The sequence below is a fragment of the Sandaracinobacteroides sp. genome (assembly GCF_057137845.1).
On the sequence record NZ_DBNHFX010000195.1, the window covers coordinates 1 to 15,008 of the forward strand.

A 15,008-nucleotide genomic window follows, 5' to 3' on the forward strand; every position below is an offset into this window, starting at 1 on the left:
AGCTTCTGCACGGCAAGGGCACGCCGTTCGACGGTGCGCTGCCCTTCTTCATCGACTGGCTGGGGTCGACGCCGCACCCTTCCGAAAGCTCTCCGAAGGGGGCGACGATCGAGTCGTTCACGGTGACACACCCCAGGGCCGACGAACTGGCGAAGCTTTATCGCGATATCGGGATCGAAACGCCGGTCATCCGCGGCAATCGCCACGGCCTGAACCTGACGCTTGCCACCCCCAAGGGCAGGCTGTTCCTGCGTTGATGCGATGATGGCCGGGGGGTGGCGCCCCCGGCCATCCGCTGTTGTTTCCCCTCAAGGGGCCGGTGTTGTGCTGGCCGGTGTTGTGTTGGCCGGTGTGGGTTTCGGGCCGCCGGTCGGGAACTCGATGTCGACGTATTTCACACCCGGCAGCCGGAACGGCACGCGGTAATCCTCGATGACGGGGGTTGCCGCGTCCCAGCCGACGGTTGCGCCTTCCAGCGGCCAGAAGCTGACCAGCGTGCGCGGCATCCGCATCCGGCCGATTTCCTCGCCGTCGGCGCGCATCACCAGTTCGCCGCCCATGCCCAGCCCGCCGCCATCGTAATTGAAGTCGACGTCGATCCTGTGCAGGCCGGGAGCCAGTTGCTTCGTCGCATCGAGGCGGAACAGGTCGGCAGGCACGCTGGACATGCGATAGACGAATGTCGGCCGCCCGTTCATCACCAGCAGCGCCCAGCCGCCGAACCGGCCGCCCTGTGTCAGCACGGCTCCGTTCTCGTTCGGCTGTGTCAGCTCGACGCTGGACGAGATCTTCCACGAACGGCTGCGGATGTCGGGGAACAGCGCGTTCGGCACCCGCGTGGCGCTGGGGAACAGGCGGATGTTCTGCAACCCCCGGAAGGCCGACGGGCGGTTGAAATCCGGAATCCGGATCCGCAACGCCGATTGCACCGGCAGCACATGGTTGCGTTCGCCTTCTTCCTCGAAGCGGGCCTGGAGTTCGGCCAGCTTCTGCGGGTTTTTCGCAGCCAGATCATTGGCCTGCGAATAGTCGCGGCTGGTGTCGTACAGCTCCCATTTGAAGTCCTTGGCTGCGACTTCGTTCAGCGGCATCCACGGCACCCGCCCCGGCGTCGTCGAGGCGATCCAGCCATGATCATAGATGGCGCGGTTGCCGAACATCTCGAAATACTGGACTTCCCGTGTCGGCGCCGTCTTCGAGGCGAAGGCGCCGGCAAAGCTCTTGCCGTCGAGCGCGGCGACCGTGACGCCATTATGGGCTTCGGCGGGCTTGATGCCGATCACATCATAGAGGGTGGGGGCGATGTCGATCACATGGGTGAACTGCGACCGCACCTGCCCGACATCCTTGATGCCGGCCGGCCAGGAAACCACCATGCCGTTGCGCATTCCGCCGAAGTGCGAGGCGATCTGCTTCGTCCACTGGAACGGTGTGTCCATCGCCCACGCCCAACCCACCGGATAGTGGTTGAAGGCCAATGGCCCGCCCAGCGTGTCGATCTTCGAGAGCGTATAGTCGAACGGCTCGAAGTTGCCGCCAAGCGCCGCGATCTCGTTGGTGGTGCCATTCAGGCCGCCCTCGGCGCTTGCGCCATTGTCGCCCTGAATGTAGATGATCAGGGTGTTGTCCAGCTTGCCCTGCCGGCGGATCTCGTCGATGACGCGGCCGATCTGGTTGTCGGCATGCGATAGCGCGCCCGCATACACCTCCATCATCCGTGCATAGAGCCGCTTCTGGTCTGCCGAGAGCGTGTTCCAGGCTGGAACCCCCGGCGGACGCGGCGTCAGTCTGGCATCGGCCGGGATCACGCCCTGCTTTTTCTGGCGGGCGTAGCTTTCCTCGCGCATGCGGTCCCAGCCCTGATCGAACTGGCCCTTGAAGCGGTCGATCCATTCGCGCGGGGCATGGTGCGGACCATGCGCGGTGCCGGGCGCATAATAGACGAGGAACGGCTTCGCCGGCGCAACCGACTGCTGCTGGCGCAGCCAGTCGATGGTGCGGTCGGCGAGATCGCGGTCGAGGATGTAGTTCGGATCATCGGACGGCGGTTCGATGATGTTGCGGTTTTCCACCAGCGCCGGCGCCCACTGGTTGGTTTCGCCGCCGTTGAAGCCGAAGAAATAATCGAAGCCGAAGCCGTTGGGCCAGCGGGTGAACGGGCCTGCGGGGCCGGATTCCCAATCGGGGGTGTTGTGGTTCTTGCCGATGAAGGCGGTTACATAGCCATTGTCTTTCAGCACCTGCCCGAAGGTGATGGCATCGTCCGGGATGACGCCGGTATAGCCCGGCCTGCCGGTCGCCAGTTCGCTGATGACGCCTGTGTTCACCGCGTGGTGGTTGCGCCCCGTCAGCAGCGCGGCGCGGGTCGGCGAACAAAGCGCGGTGGTGTGGAAGCGGTTGAAGCGCAAGCCGCGCTCGGCCAACTGGTCGAAGATAGGCGTCGGGATCGGCCCGCCGAAGGTGCTGCTGGCCGCGAAGCCGACATCGTCGGTCAGGATGACGACCACGTTCGGCGCCCCCTTAGGCGCCTGCGGAATGGCCGGAAACGCCGACAGGCTGACCGGGATCGGCGCTTCCTGTGCCAGGGCCGGTGCGGCCGCCATCAGTATCGCAACGCCTGACATCAGCCAGCCGCGCACGACGCGTGGGTTCGTCATCGATCTCTCCCCGGTTCCTCGTCCTCGGGCGGGGAGGATAGGGGATCGGCCCCCCGGCGCAACCTGTGGGCTTTGCTGGTTTCTATTCGGCGGCGACGGGCGCCGACTGCGTTGCCGGGCGGCGGGCAAACCAGATCAGCGTCGTCATCGCCAGCGCCACCCACGCCGACACGCGGAACAGGTCGTTGGCCGCCAGCATATAGGCCTGACGGGTGATCTGCTGGGTGATGACGGCCGCCGCCTGCGTTGCATCCAGCCCCGCCTTCCCAAGCATCTCGGTCACGGCCTGATAGTTGGGGGAAAAGGCGGTGAACTGATCGGCAAGCCGGCTTTGGTGCAGGGCTTGGCGCCGGTCCCACATGGTGGTGGTGGCCGACGCCGCGAACGCGCCCATGGTGATGCGGGCGAAGTTCGAGATGCCGGTTGCGGCCGGGATGTCGGCGGCGGGAATGCCATCCAGTTGCACCGTCAGCAGCGCCAGGAAGAAGCAGCTCATGCCCATTCCCTGCACCAGCATCGGCAGCATGTAGGTCTCGAAGTCGTAGTTGGTGGTGAACTGCGAGCGCATGTAATAGGAAACCGCAAATGCAACCAGCGCCAGCGACGCCAGCAGCCGCGCGTCCATCTTGTTGGTGAGGCGCGCCATGAACGGTGTCAGCACGATCGCCACCATGCCGCTTGGCGCGGCGATCAGCCCCGACCATGTGGCGGTATAGCCAAGCTGCGTCTGCATCCACAGCGGCATCAGCAGGACGTTGGCGAAGAACACCGCATAGGCGAAGCAGAAGGCGATGGTTCCAACCAGAAAGTTGCGGTTGCGGAACAGCCTGAGATCGACTGCGGGGTGCTCGTCGGTCAGTTCCCAGATCAGCCAGGCGAGGAACAGCACACCGGCGACGATCGACAGCACGACGATTTCCGTCGAGTGGAACCAGTCGAGGTCTTTGCCCTGATCCAGCACGAATTGCAGCGCGCCGACCCACAGCACCAGCAGGGCGACGCCCACCGTGTCGATCGGCAGCATCCGCGTCGGCGTTTCATGCTTGTGCAGCCCGCGCCAGCACATGGTGGCACAGAAGATGCCCACCGGCACGTTGATCAGGAAGATCCAGCTCCAGTGGTAGTTATCGGAAATATAGCCGCCCAGAATAGGCCCGGCGATCGGCCCGATCAGCGTCGTCATCGACCAGATGCCAAGCGCGGTCGACCGGCGGTGCGGCGGAAAGATCGCGATCAGCAGCGCCTGGCTGCCGGGGATCATCGGCCCGGAAACAGCGCCTTGCAGCACGCGGAAAAACACCAGCGATTCCAGATTCCACGCCAACCCGCACAGCAGCGAGGCGATGGTGAAGGCTGTGACCGAGGCGACGAAGGTGCGAACCACACCGAACCGACCCATCAGCCAGCCGGTCAGCGGCACGGTGACACCGTTCGCTACCGCGAAGGATGTGACCACCCATGTTCCCTGCGAGGTGCTGGCGCCGAGGTTGCCGGCGATCGTAGGCAGCGACACGTTGGCGACGGTGCCGTCGAGCACCTGCATGAAGGTGCCGAGCGCCAGTGCGAACGCGGTGATCGCCAGCGCCGTGCCGCGCAACGGCGCCGGGCCGTCCTCGCCGCCGGTGGCTGCGGCAGTGCTCACTGCCGCTGGTCCAGATTGGCGGCGCTCACTGCCGCTGGTCCAGGTTGGCGGCGCTCACCGCTGCCTGCCTGCGTTGGCGGCGATGATGCGGCTGATGTCCGCTTCGACGTCGGGGTCGGTGGCGGGCTGGGTGACGATCGCCTTGCCCGCCTGGCGGCCGAACGGCGTGCCGGAACGATCCGACGTATCGACCCGCGCGATGACCGACAGCCCGACGAGCAGCGGCCGTTCACGCAGTTCCTTCGGGTCGAGCGCGATCCGCACCGGCACCCGCTGCACGATCTTGATCCAGTTGCCGGTGGCGTTCTGCGGCGGCAGCAGCGCAAAGGCGTTGCCGCTTCCGGCGCTCATGCCGATCACCCGGCCGTGAAAAACCACGTCCGAGCCATAAATATCGGTCGTGATCTGCACTGGCTGGCCGACCCGGATGCCGGCAAGCTGGGTTTCGCGGAAATTGGCATCGACCCAGACCTGTTCGAGCGGCACCACCGCCATCAGCGGCGCGCCGGGCGCGATCTTCTGGCCGATCTGCACTGCGCGCCTTGCTACCGTGCCAGCGACGGGCGCGACGATGTGCATGTGGCTGCGCTGGATCGCCGCCAGCCGGTAGTTGGCGATTGCGGCCTGTACGGCCGGGTTGTTGCGGACGCCGGTGCCCTGCACCTGCGCTTCGGCCGTCGCGAGGTTGCCGCGCGCCACTTGCAGCGCCGCGGTTGCCGCCTTCACTGCGTCGGTCGCGTGGGCGACGTCTTCGCCGGATACGGCGCCGCCTGCCGCTGCCTGCCTGCGGCGGGCAAGGTCGCCTTCGGCCCGCGCCAGATTGATTTCGGCCTGGGCGATGGCGGCAGAGCCGCTGTCGACCTGCGACAGTCCGGCGCGGACGCCGCGCACCGCACGGCCGAGTTCCGCCGCCGCTGCCGCGACATTGGCGTCGGCCGTCGCCGGGTCCAGATCGACCAGCGGCTGGCCTGCGCGCACGCGTTCGGTGTCGTCGGCATAGAGGGCGACCACGGTTCCGGGGTCGCGGGCGGTCACCGTTATCATGTGGCCGTTCACATAGGCGTCGTCGGTCTGTTCGCTGGGCTGCATCAGGAACGTGCGCCACAGCGCATAGGCGATGACGCCAACGACGACCAGAATGCCGAGCAGCATGAGGAGCTTGCGCCGTGCCTGTGGCTTCCCGCTCTCGGGGCTGGTGGTTTCTGCTTCGGTCATCGGCTGGTCCTTGTCTCGGTATTGGCGGCCTCGACACCGGCGGCGAAGCCACCCCCGATCGCGGCCATCAGGCGGACGCGGGCGATCACCCGGTCGGCCTGCAGATTTGCTGCCTGCTGGCGGGCGTCGAGCAGGCGGAGTTCGGCGCCGATCAGATCGGAACGCGCGCCAAGACCTGCCGCGACACGGCTGTCGTCCATGCGGCGAAGGTCGGCGAGGCCGCTTTCCACCCGGTGCTGTGCTTCGATATCGGCGTCGAGGCGGCGGATGCCGGTCAGCGCGTCGGCGGCTTCGCGGACGGCGGCCAGCACTGCGCCGTTATAGCCGGCGATCGCTGCATCGAGGCTGGCGCCTGCACCGGCATATTCGGCGCGAATCCGGCCGCCGTCGAAGATCGGCAGGTGCAGCGCCGCCCCCGCGCCCGAGGTAAAGGCACGGCCGGTGAACAGGTTGTCGAGGCCGAGCGCCTGCAAGCCCACCAGCCCCGTCAGGTTGATGTTCGGGTAATAGGCCTTGGCGGCAACCTGCTGCCCGGCGGTCGCCGCCGTGATGCGCGCCTTCGCCGCCAGAATGTCGGGGCGGCGCGCCAGCAGATCGGCGGGCAGGGCGGCGGGCAGCGCCAGCGCATCGCCCGGTTGCAGCGCCGTCTGCCCGATCCCCGCATAATAGTCGGCGCCCCGGCCCGCCAGTTGCGCCAGCGCATGCACCACTGCTTCGCGTTGCTCTCTGGCGCGCAGTGCCTGCTGGCGCGCGGCCGTTGCCAGCGTTTCGGCGCTGCGCACGTCGATATCGCTGGCAAGCCTGCTGTCGCGCCGCAGTCTGGCCAGCTTCAGCAACTCGTCCTGCCGGGTTACGGCGGCATCGGCGACTTCGATCAGCCGTTCGGCGCGCGACAGTTCGACATAGGTCTGGACGACGCCTGCCGCGAGTGCCTGCCGCGCGGCCTCTCGGTCGAGCAGGCTTGCGTCGACGCCCGCCCGCGCCTGCCGGATAGCGTCGGCCTGTCGGCCCCAGAAATCCAGCGTCCAGCCGAAATTCGCCTGCGCGTTGCCGATGCTGCGCACGCTGCCGCCATAGGGCGGCGGGATGGTGTAGGCGCCGCTCAGTCGCTGGACCTGCGTGTCGCCCCCGGCCGAAAGCTGCGGCGCCAGCACCGATTGCGCGCCGGAAACCGTGGCCTCGGCCATGTGAATGCGCGCGAGTGCGGCATCGAGATCGGGGTTGGCGGCCAGCGCATCGCCGACGATTCGGTCGAGCTGGCTGTCGCCGAGCGCCTTCCACCAGCTTTCGGATACGGCGGGCGCCGGAGCGGCCCCCAGCCCGACCGCAGTTGCGGCAAGCGGCGCAACCTTTGGTTTGGCGTCGGGCGCGGTGCAGGCCGTCAGCGCCAGCGACGAGGCCAGCAGCAGGGCAGGCAGGTGGCGTTCAGGCTTCATTCGCTGTCTCCCTGCCCGGCGATGACGTCCAGGCCGGTCATGGCTTCAAGCCGGCCGACGATCAGCGCCAGCGTCGAGATGAGGTCCGCGACCTGCTCTGCGGTGAAGCCGTCGAGGATCCGGTTCCACAGGCCCTGCACGCGCGCCGCAAGCACGGCTACGGTTTCGCGGCCGGTGGCGGTGATCTCCAGCCTTGTTGCGCGGCGGTCGCCCTGCATCGGCCTGCGGCAGACGAGGCCCTTTTCCTGCAACTGGTCGACGAGCCGGGTCATGGCGCCGCTGTTGTGGCCCATGTGGCGGGAAAGCTCGGCGGCGGTCGTCGCGGTGCCGTTCAGCAGCAGTGCCAGCATGATCCACTGGGTGAAGCTGATTTCGGCATCGGCAAACGCTGCATGTGCGGATGCCATCGACAGCTTGCTGGCGCGGTGCACCAGATAGCCAAGCGAGCGGCGCGGCGCGAGGAGATCGATCGTGTAGTTCTGGTTCATGATTATGTGCCGGAGCAATTACTGCCGAAGCAGCTATTCCTGTGTGCGCGTGATTTCAAGCAAAATCCCCGTCGCACACGGCATCCGTTCCATGCACTGCGCGCATGGCTGGCCGGTCAGGCGATCAGATAGCGTTCCAGCGTGTCGTGGAAATTGCGAATGCCCTGTTCCAGCCCGCCCAGTTCCAAGACCGGCACCGCGCCGGAGGCCAGCCCCTTCTGCCCGGCTTCGGCGGCGCCGAAATCCTCGGTTCCGAATACCTGTCCGTCCAGCAGTTCCCAGCTTCGGCGCCAATGCGCTTCGGCTTCGGGGGTGGCGGGTTTCTCGGGGATCAACATGAAATCCTCGACCAGCGTTTCATCGACGGCCTGCGGCATCACCACCATCAGGTTCACATAGTCGGGGCTGGCGATCACCACCGTCGCCGGGAACAACTGATAGGCATAGGTGACGACCCGGCGCAGTGCAGCCCAGTCGGCAAAGTCCACACCATCGAGACCGCCGACCCGCACCACCGCCGATCGCGCATGCGGGCCGATCTTGTCGGCAGCGGCGACGCCGTCGCGGAAAAACCGCGCGATCGAATTCTGGTGCAGCCGCTGGACATGGTAGCTTTCGAGGAACGCATCCATGACAAGCTTCCAGTTCGCCCGCACCCGGTGGGTGTTGCGCGCATGGAGGTGCATGCCGCCAAGGCCGAGCGCATCGAAATCGGCGCCGAGCGGGCCGGTTGCAAACGAAAAATCGGGCTGCGGCGGGCGATGCGGCGCGGCCCAGATCAGGCCGCCGGCTTCGGCCGATGGCACTTCCGCCAGCCCCATGGTCTGGCGGTCGAGGCCGGGAAAGGTTTCGGCGCGCGGCAGCCCGCGCAGGCTGCCGTCTGCCGCATAGGACCAGGCATGATAGGGGCAGACGACCACAGGCGCGCGAACCGGTTCCGCCGCATCGAGGAGGCGGGTGCCCCGGTGGCGGCAGGCGTTCAGGAAGATGCGTAAGTGGCCGTCGTTGCCGCGCGCCAGCAGCAGCGGCGCGCCGAAGCCATCGTGCGTCGCCCATGTGCCCGGCTGGGGCAGCATCGCCGACGGGCCGAGGACGACGGGGTGCCTTGCGAACAGCAGTTGCTGTTCGGCGGCGAAGCGTTCGGATGCCAGATAGACGCTGGCGTCGATCGTCGAACGAATGAAATCCGTTGGTGGCGGGGTGTCGCGGCAGCGTGCGGCAAGGGCAAGCTGCGCGTCTGTCGGCGCCGGACGCCGGGAGGGGCTGGCCGCATTCACCTGCACAGCATGGATTTGCGGGTGGCGCTTCGCAACCGCTGTTTTCTTTCAGGGAAAAAGCGGGCAGGAACGGGGCATGCAGGATCAACGAGCGGCGCGTCGCGGCTGGGGGGAGGCCCTTCGCCCCTATCTTCAGAAAGCGCCGCTGGGCGCGTTGCTGCTGGGGCTGTCGTCGGGCGCACCATTCGCCATGATCGCCTCGACCTTGACCACGAGGCTTGCGGAATCGGGCATCGACAAGAAAACCGTCACCGCCTTTGCGCTGACGTTCCTGCTTTATAATTTCAAGTTCCTGTGGGCGCCGTTCGTCGATCGCGTGCGGCTGCCGGTGCTGGCGGGCCTGCTGGGCCAGCGCCGGGCGTGGCTGTTCCTGATCGCCTTTGCAACGCTGGCGGCGATCATGTGGCTGGGGCAGGTCGATCCACTGAGAGACATGCGGCAGATGGTGATTGCGGCGCTTGCCGTCGCCTTTTTCGGCGCCACCTTCGATGTGATCATCGACGCCTACCGCATCGACAGCCTGACGCCCGAACAGTTGGGCGCCGGTTCCGGCATGAGCCAATATGGCTGGCGGCTGGGATCCGCCGGGGCGGGCGCCGTGGCGCTGCTGGTTGCGGGGCGGATGGGCTGGGGCGCGGCCTATGCGGCGGCGGCGCTGTTCGCGGTGCCTGCGGTGCTGGCCGGTCTGCTGCTGGGGGAACCGGTGCGCCGGCTGGCGGTGTTGCAGGCGGAAAAGCCGGCGCCTGTTTTCGCGCGCATCCGGTCGGCGTTCGTCGATCCGCTGGCGGATTTCCTTCGCCGCCCCAATGCGTGGCTGGTGCTGCTGTTCGTCGTCATTCACAAGCTCGGGGATACGCTGGCGAACCTTTCGCTGAGGCTGATGCTGGCCGACCTCGGCTTTTCCAAGGATGCGATCGCCGCCTACGATGTCGGCTTCGGGCTGGTTGCGACGCTGGTCGGTATCTTCGCCGGCGGCATCGTCTATGCCCGGCTCGGCATGATGCGTGCCGTCATGCTTGGCCTGGTGCTGATGGCGATATCCAACCTCGGCTTTGCCTGGCTTGCAACGATGGGGCCGGTGAACTGGGCGCTGGCGGTGGCGATCGGCTTCGAGAATTTCGCCAGCGGCGTCGGCGGTGTCGCCGTCGTCGCCTATCTGAGCTGGCTTTGCGATCTGCGGTTCACGGCAACGCAGTTCGCGCTGTTGTCGGCGATGGCGTCGATTCTGGGCCGCTTCGTGCAGGGCACCACGGCCGGGGCGATGATCGAGGCGCTGGGCTTCGTGGACTTCTATCTGCTGACCGCCGTTCTGGCCTTGCCCGGTATCGCCCTATTCTACTTGCTGATGCGGCGCGTGCCGCCAGCGCCGGAAACTGCGGCCGGCAGCGAACCGTGATCGGGGTGCTGCGCGCGCTGGGGGCGGCAGTGGCGCAAAGCGGGCGCACCGCGCCGGCCCTGCCGCAGATGGTCCTGCTTCCGGGCGGCGAGCAGTTGCCGCTGCGCGCCAGCATCCATCCGCGCGCGCGGCGCATGTCGATCCGCCTCTGTTCGGCTACCCGCACCGTCAGGCTGACGCTGCCGCCGGGCACCGGCCACCGGCGGGCAATGGCCTTCCTCGACGAGCATCGCGGCTGGATCGCCCGGCAGGTTGCCGAACGCCTGCCGCCGGCCATTCCGTTCCGTCCGGGGGTGGTACTGCCGGTTGCCGGAACCGAACTGCAACTGGCAAGCGGCAGCGGCCGCCATGTCCGCCGCGAAGCGGACCTGCTGCTGGTTCCCGGCGACGGAGACCTTTATGCCGGGCGGGTGAAGCGCTGGCTGACGGCCGAGGCGCTGGCGCTGCTGGAGCCGGAAACCCGCGCGCTTGCGGCCACGATCGGCCACGACGTGCGGCGGGTGCAGGTGGGCGAGTTCCGCAGTCGCTGGGGCAGTTGTTCTTCGGACGGGCGCATCGCCTATAGCTGGCGGTTGCTGCTGGCGCCGCCGCATGTGCGCGAAGCGGTCGTGGCGCACGAAGTGGCGCACCTCAGCGACCATGATCACAGCCCGCGCTTCTGGCAGACCGCGACCACGCTGCTCGGCCGCCCGCACGACGAAGCGCGCGCATGGCTTCGCGCGCATGGGCCGCAACTGATGCGCTACGGCGCTCGCGCTTGACCGAACCGGCCTGAACTCAGGCAGGTTTTGCGGCGCGGGCGTCCTCGATGGCCTTTTTCAGCGTATCATGGCCGACCGCGCCCGAAAGGATCTGGTTGCCGATCACATAGCTTGGCGTGCCGGTCAGCCCCAGCGCGCGGCCCAGTTCCAGATTCTTCTGGACTTCGCCACGGATCGCCTTCGAATCGAGGTCGGCTGCAACCTTGCCTTCATCGAGACCGGCGCCGCGCACGCTGGCGATCAGGCGTTCCTGGCTGAGCGCGCCCTGCCCGCCGAACACGCTGGCGTAGAATTTCCCATATCGCCCCTGTTCCGCCGCCGACAGGCTGGCCAGCGCGAAACGCTCGCTCTCGGGGCCTAGCACCGGGAAATCGCGGAACACCACCTTCAGCCTGCTGTCCTCGCGCAGGAGGCGTTCGACGTCGGCCGAGGATTTTCGGCAATAGGGGCAGTTGTAATCGAAGAACTCGACCAGCACGACGTCGCCATCTTTGGCGCCTGCCCATGCGCCGGCGAACGGCGTTTCGATCGCCTTGCGGTTGCTGGCCAGCAGCTTCTCTACCTCGCGCTGTTGCAGGCGGTTGATGGCTTCCGGAATGATTTCCGGATTGGCAAGGATGGTTTCCCGCACCAGCGCTTCCATTTCGGCGCGGCTGCCGGGCGCGGGCGCGGCGCGCTGCTGCACGACGAAGGTGCCGGCAAGCGCGATCAAAAGCCCGAGGCCGAGGCCGCCCGCCCACCACGTCCAGTGGGCGACCGCGCCCTGCCGCAGCGCGCTCCATGCGCCTGCCGTGACTGGCGGCGCGGGGTTGTCGGCGGCTTCGGTCGGCAACGGTTGGTCAGCGCTCATCACGGCCCTTTTTCTTCTTCGAATCCTCGACCCGGTTCTTCGACACCTGCACGATGTCCTGCGCGCGTGTCCACTCGGGCGTGTCGGCGGGCAGGCCCTGCACAGCCGTCATCGCCGCGTTCAGTGCAGCGCGCGGGTCGCCGCCCGACAGGGTCAGCCGCTCGGCGGTCGCCAGCGCCAGCCGGGGCTGGTCGCCCTTGCGTTCGTAAACGGTTTCCAGTTGCAGCCAGGCGAAGGGGTTGTCGTTGTCGCGGGCAAGGGCTGTGCGCAACACCTTCTCGGCCTCGTCGAGGGTTGCCGGGCTGCGGTTGCGTTCGCCCGTCAGCACCAGCGCATGCCCCAAGGTGCCGGCGATCAGCGGATTGCCCCCCGTCAGTTCCACGGCCTTCCTGAGCGGCGGGATCGCTTCATCGACCCGGCCCGATTCCAGCAGCACCTGCCCCTTCATTTCCAGGAGATAGGGGTCGGCAGGCTGTGTCTTCAGCAGCGCATCCAGTTCGGCGATCGCCTTGTCGGGCTCGGCCATCTTGTGAAAGGCGTAGGCCCGCGCCACCCGAGCGGGCGGGCTGGTGTCGGTCAGCGGATAGGCCTTCAGCGTGTCTTTCGGATCCGACAGATAGCCGATCAGCTTGGCGCGCACCCGCTGATAGCGGGCCTGCAACACCGGATCGGCGCCCTTGTTCCACGACGGCGAGTCTTTCAGCACGCCTTCGAGCGCGGTGATCCTTTCCCCGGACAGCGGGTGGGTGCGGTTGTAGCTGTTGTCCTGCGGGATCGCGAGGCGATATTCCTGCCCCTGAAGCTGGCGGAAGAAGCTGATCATGCCGGTGCCGTCGACGCCGGTTGCGGCAAGATAGCGGGCGCCAGCCTGATCGGCGCGGCTTTCCTGTTCGCGGCTGAAGGCAAGGAACTTGCCAAGTGCCGCCTGCTGCCCGGCCATCATCGCAGCCATGCCCGCATCGCCCGCGCCCGCCGCCATCAGCGCCGCGCCCACCACCAGCGACAACAGGGTGATGCTGGTTGCAGGCGCTGCCCCCTCGTTGAAGCGGACGGCGTGGCCGCCCGCCACATGCCCCAGTTCGTGCGCCAGCACGCCCTGCACCTCGCGGACATCCTTTGCCGCGATCAGCAGGCCGGAATAGAAATAGACGCCTTGCCCCAGTGTCGCGAAGGCGTTGATCTCGTCCGAGCCGACCAGCGAAATGCTGACCGCGCGCGGATCGAGACCGGCTGCCTTCATCAGCGGGTCGCCCAGATCGCGGAACAATTGCTCGGTTTCGGCGTCGCGCAGCAGCGACTGGGCGCGGGCGGGCGTGCTCCATGCCTGCACCAGCACGAAGGCAAGAAGCGCCAGCAAGGCGGTCGGAATGCGCGTCCGGTTCATCCTTGTCCTGTCGGGGCCGCCAGCAATCGCATGACGGCGGGTTGCCCATTAGTCCCCCTCCTGTCTAGAGGGTCGGCTTTCCATCGCCTGAACGGACGGGGATCCTACTGTGACGAAGCTCATTGCCGGCAACTGGAAGATGAACGGCCTCAGGTCTGACATCGCCCAACTGGATGCGCTGCTTGCGGTCCCTGCGCCCGCTGGTGTCGAACTGCTGCTGTGCCCGCCGGCGACGCTGCTTGCGGCTTTTGCCGAACGGGCGCGCGGAACCCATGTCGGCATCGGCGCACAGGATTGCCATGCAGTGGCAGCGGGTGCGCACACCGGCGACATATCGGCGGAAATGCTGGCCGATTCGGGGGCGACGCATGTGATCGTCGGCCATTCCGAGCGCCGCGCCGACCACGCCGAGGGCAATGCAATCGTGCACGCGAAGGCGCTGGCAGCGGTGCGCGCCGGGCTGGTGCCGATCGTCTGCGTCGGGGAAACGCTGGTGGAACGCGATGCCGGCCGGACGCTCGATGTGATCGCGGCGCAGCTCGATGGTTCGGTGCCACCCGAAGTCACGAATCTCGTCATCGCCTATGAGCCGGTCTGGGCGATCGGCACCGGCCGCACGCCGACGGTCGGGCAGGTGGCCGAAGTGCATGCGGCGATCGCTGCCCGCGCACCGGGCAGGCGCATTCTGTACGGCGGGTCGGTGAAGCCGGCAAACGCGGCCGAACTGCTGTCGGTGCCGCATGTCGACGGGGCGCTGGTCGGCGGCGCCAGTCTGAAGGCCGCAGATTTTCTGGGGATTGCGGCAGGCGCGCCGGCATGATCCTCGTCATCGACAACTACGACAGTTTCACCTTCAATCTGGTGCAATATCTTCAGCAACTGGGCGCCGAGGTGACGGTGGCCCGTAACGATGCGCTGACCGCCTCCGAGGCCTTGGCGCGGCAGCCGCAGGCGATCCTGCTGTCGCCGGGGCCGTGCACCCCGGACGATGCGGGCATCTGCCTCGACCTTATTGCGGCGGCGGCCGATGCGCGGATGCCTTTGCTGGGGGTCTGCCTCGGGCATCAGTCGCTCGGGCAGGCGTTCGGCGGGCGGGTGGTCAGGGCGCCGACCTTGATGCACGGCAAGACCAGCCCGGTGCAGCACGGCGGAAGTTCGGTGTTCCAGGGCCTGCCGTCGCCGTTCACGGCGACCCGCTACCACAGCCTGATTGTCGAGCGCGACGGCCTGCCCGACACGCTGGAAATCACTGCATGGTCGGATGACGGGCTGATCATGGGCCTCGCCCACCGCGAACTGCCGCTGCACGGCGTGCAGTTCCACCCCGAATCGATCGCGACGGAACATGGCCATGCGCTGCTGGCGAATTTCCTCGATATTGCCGGCATCGCGCACCGAAGCCCGGAAGGCCTGCACGCATGAGCCGCAGTTTGCACCGGCTGCCCGATCCGGCGAAACCGCTCGACCGCGAGGCGGCGGCCGAAGCCTTCGACGCCATCATCACCGGCGATGTGGCCGACAGCGATATTGCCGCCTTTCTGGTGGCGCTGGCCGAACGTGGCGAAACCGCCGACGAACTGGCGGCTGCCGCCAGCGTGCTGCGGCGGCTGATGCTGCCGATCGCCGCCCCTGAAGGGGTGATCGACCTGTGCGGCACCGGCAGCGACGGGGCGCACAGCCTGAACATTTCCACGTCGACCACCTTTGTCGTTGCTGCCTGCGGGGTGCCGGTGGCCAAGCACGGCAACCGCAGTGCCTCGTCGCGTTCGGGTGCAGCCGATGTGCTGGAAGCTCTGGGCTGGAAAAGCGATCTGCCGCTCGACCGGGTAGAGGCCTGCCTTTTCGAAACCGGCATGACGTTCGTGTTCGCCCAGCGCCACCACCCGGCGCTGGCGCGCGTTG

The 15,008-nt window shown here is 67.3% G+C and carries 13 protein-coding genes and 1 pseudogene; 6 read left to right on the plus strand and 8 right to left on the minus strand.

The features are described from left to right. The coding region (locus AC16JP_RS10905; protein WP_484340641.1) for a VOC family protein at positions 1-257 on the plus strand (257 nt) is incomplete at its 5' end. Between the two features lie 51 nt (positions 258-308). Here AC16JP_RS10905 and AC16JP_RS10910 read toward each other — a convergent pair. The 6 genes from AC16JP_RS10910 to AC16JP_RS10935 all read right to left on the minus strand — a co-directional run bounded on the left by AC16JP_RS10910 (position 309) and on the right by AC16JP_RS10935 (position 8,715). Beyond that, positions 309-2,657 (minus strand): arylsulfatase, encoded by a 2,349-nt coding sequence (locus tag AC16JP_RS10910; protein ID WP_484340642.1) that lies wholly within the window; start codon positions 2,655-2,657, stop codon positions 309-311. Between the two features lie 82 nt (positions 2,658-2,739). Beyond that, on the minus strand, positions 2,740-4,299 hold the full coding sequence (locus AC16JP_RS10915) for a DHA2 family efflux MFS transporter permease subunit (protein ID WP_484340643.1): 1,560 nt from the start codon (positions 4,297-4,299) through the stop codon (positions 2,740-2,742). 54 nt (positions 4,300-4,353) lie between these two features. Beyond that, a complete protein-coding gene (locus tag AC16JP_RS10920) occupies positions 4,354-5,514 on the minus strand; it encodes an EmrA/EmrK family multidrug efflux transporter periplasmic adaptor subunit (RefSeq protein ID WP_484340644.1) in 1,161 nt (386 codons plus the stop codon). Beyond that, complete coding sequence (locus AC16JP_RS10925) at positions 5,511-6,950, minus strand: efflux transporter outer membrane subunit (protein WP_484340645.1); 1,440 nt, start codon at positions 6,948-6,950, stop codon at positions 5,511-5,513. Before AC16JP_RS10925 ends, AC16JP_RS10920 begins: the two co-directional genes overlap by 4 nt. Continuing rightward, entirely contained in the window at positions 6,947-7,438 is a 492-nt protein-coding gene (locus tag AC16JP_RS10930; RefSeq protein ID WP_484340646.1) for a MarR family winged helix-turn-helix transcriptional regulator, read from the minus strand. The genes AC16JP_RS10925 and AC16JP_RS10930 overlap by 4 nt, the downstream gene beginning before the upstream one ends. Positions 7,439-7,554: 116 nt before the next feature. Further along, a complete protein-coding gene (locus AC16JP_RS10935) occupies positions 7,555-8,715 on the minus strand; it encodes an aromatic ring-hydroxylating oxygenase subunit alpha (protein ID WP_484340647.1) in 1,161 nt (386 codons plus the stop codon). Positions 8,716-8,791: 76 nt separating this feature from the next. Here AC16JP_RS10935 and AC16JP_RS10940 point away from each other — a divergent pair, with 76 nt between their 5' ends. Beyond that, positions 8,792-10,111 (plus strand): AmpG family muropeptide MFS transporter, encoded by a 1,320-nt coding sequence (locus tag AC16JP_RS10940; protein ID WP_484340648.1) that lies wholly within the window; start codon positions 8,792-8,794, stop codon positions 10,109-10,111. Further along, positions 10,108-10,872 (plus strand): M48 family metallopeptidase, encoded by a 765-nt coding sequence (locus AC16JP_RS10945; protein ID WP_484340649.1) that lies wholly within the window; start codon positions 10,108-10,110, stop codon positions 10,870-10,872. The genes AC16JP_RS10940 and AC16JP_RS10945 overlap by 4 nt, the downstream gene beginning before the upstream one ends. Before the next feature lie 16 nt (positions 10,873-10,888). Here the strand turns inward: AC16JP_RS10945 and AC16JP_RS10950 are convergent, their stop codons facing one another. Together AC16JP_RS10950 and AC16JP_RS10955 are read right to left on the minus strand one after the other, a co-directional pair. Further along, positions 10,889-11,722, minus strand: a complete 834-nt coding sequence (locus AC16JP_RS10950; protein ID WP_484340650.1) for a DsbA family protein — start codon at positions 11,720-11,722, stop codon at positions 10,889-10,891. Further along, positions 11,712-13,106 (minus strand): M48 family metalloprotease, encoded by a 1,395-nt coding sequence (locus AC16JP_RS10955; RefSeq protein ID WP_484340651.1) that lies wholly within the window; start codon positions 13,104-13,106, stop codon positions 11,712-11,714. The genes AC16JP_RS10950 and AC16JP_RS10955 overlap by 11 nt, the downstream gene beginning before the upstream one ends. A gap of 109 nt (positions 13,107-13,215) precedes the next feature. Here AC16JP_RS10955 and tpiA point away from each other — a divergent pair, with 109 nt between their 5' ends. From tpiA to AC16JP_RS10970, 3 genes and pseudogenes are all read left to right on the plus strand, one after another. Continuing rightward, a complete protein-coding gene (gene tpiA, locus AC16JP_RS10960; protein ID WP_484340652.1) occupies positions 13,216-13,926 on the plus strand; it encodes a triose-phosphate isomerase in 711 nt (236 codons plus the stop codon). Beyond that, a complete protein-coding gene (locus AC16JP_RS10965; RefSeq protein ID WP_484340653.1) occupies positions 13,923-14,528 on the plus strand; it encodes an anthranilate synthase component II in 606 nt (201 codons plus the stop codon). Before tpiA ends, AC16JP_RS10965 begins: the two co-directional genes overlap by 4 nt. After that, positions 14,525-15,008: pseudogene (locus tag AC16JP_RS10970) on the plus strand (anthranilate phosphoribosyltransferase); the annotation flags it as partial. The gene AC16JP_RS10965 and the pseudogene AC16JP_RS10970, both read left to right, overlap by 4 nt.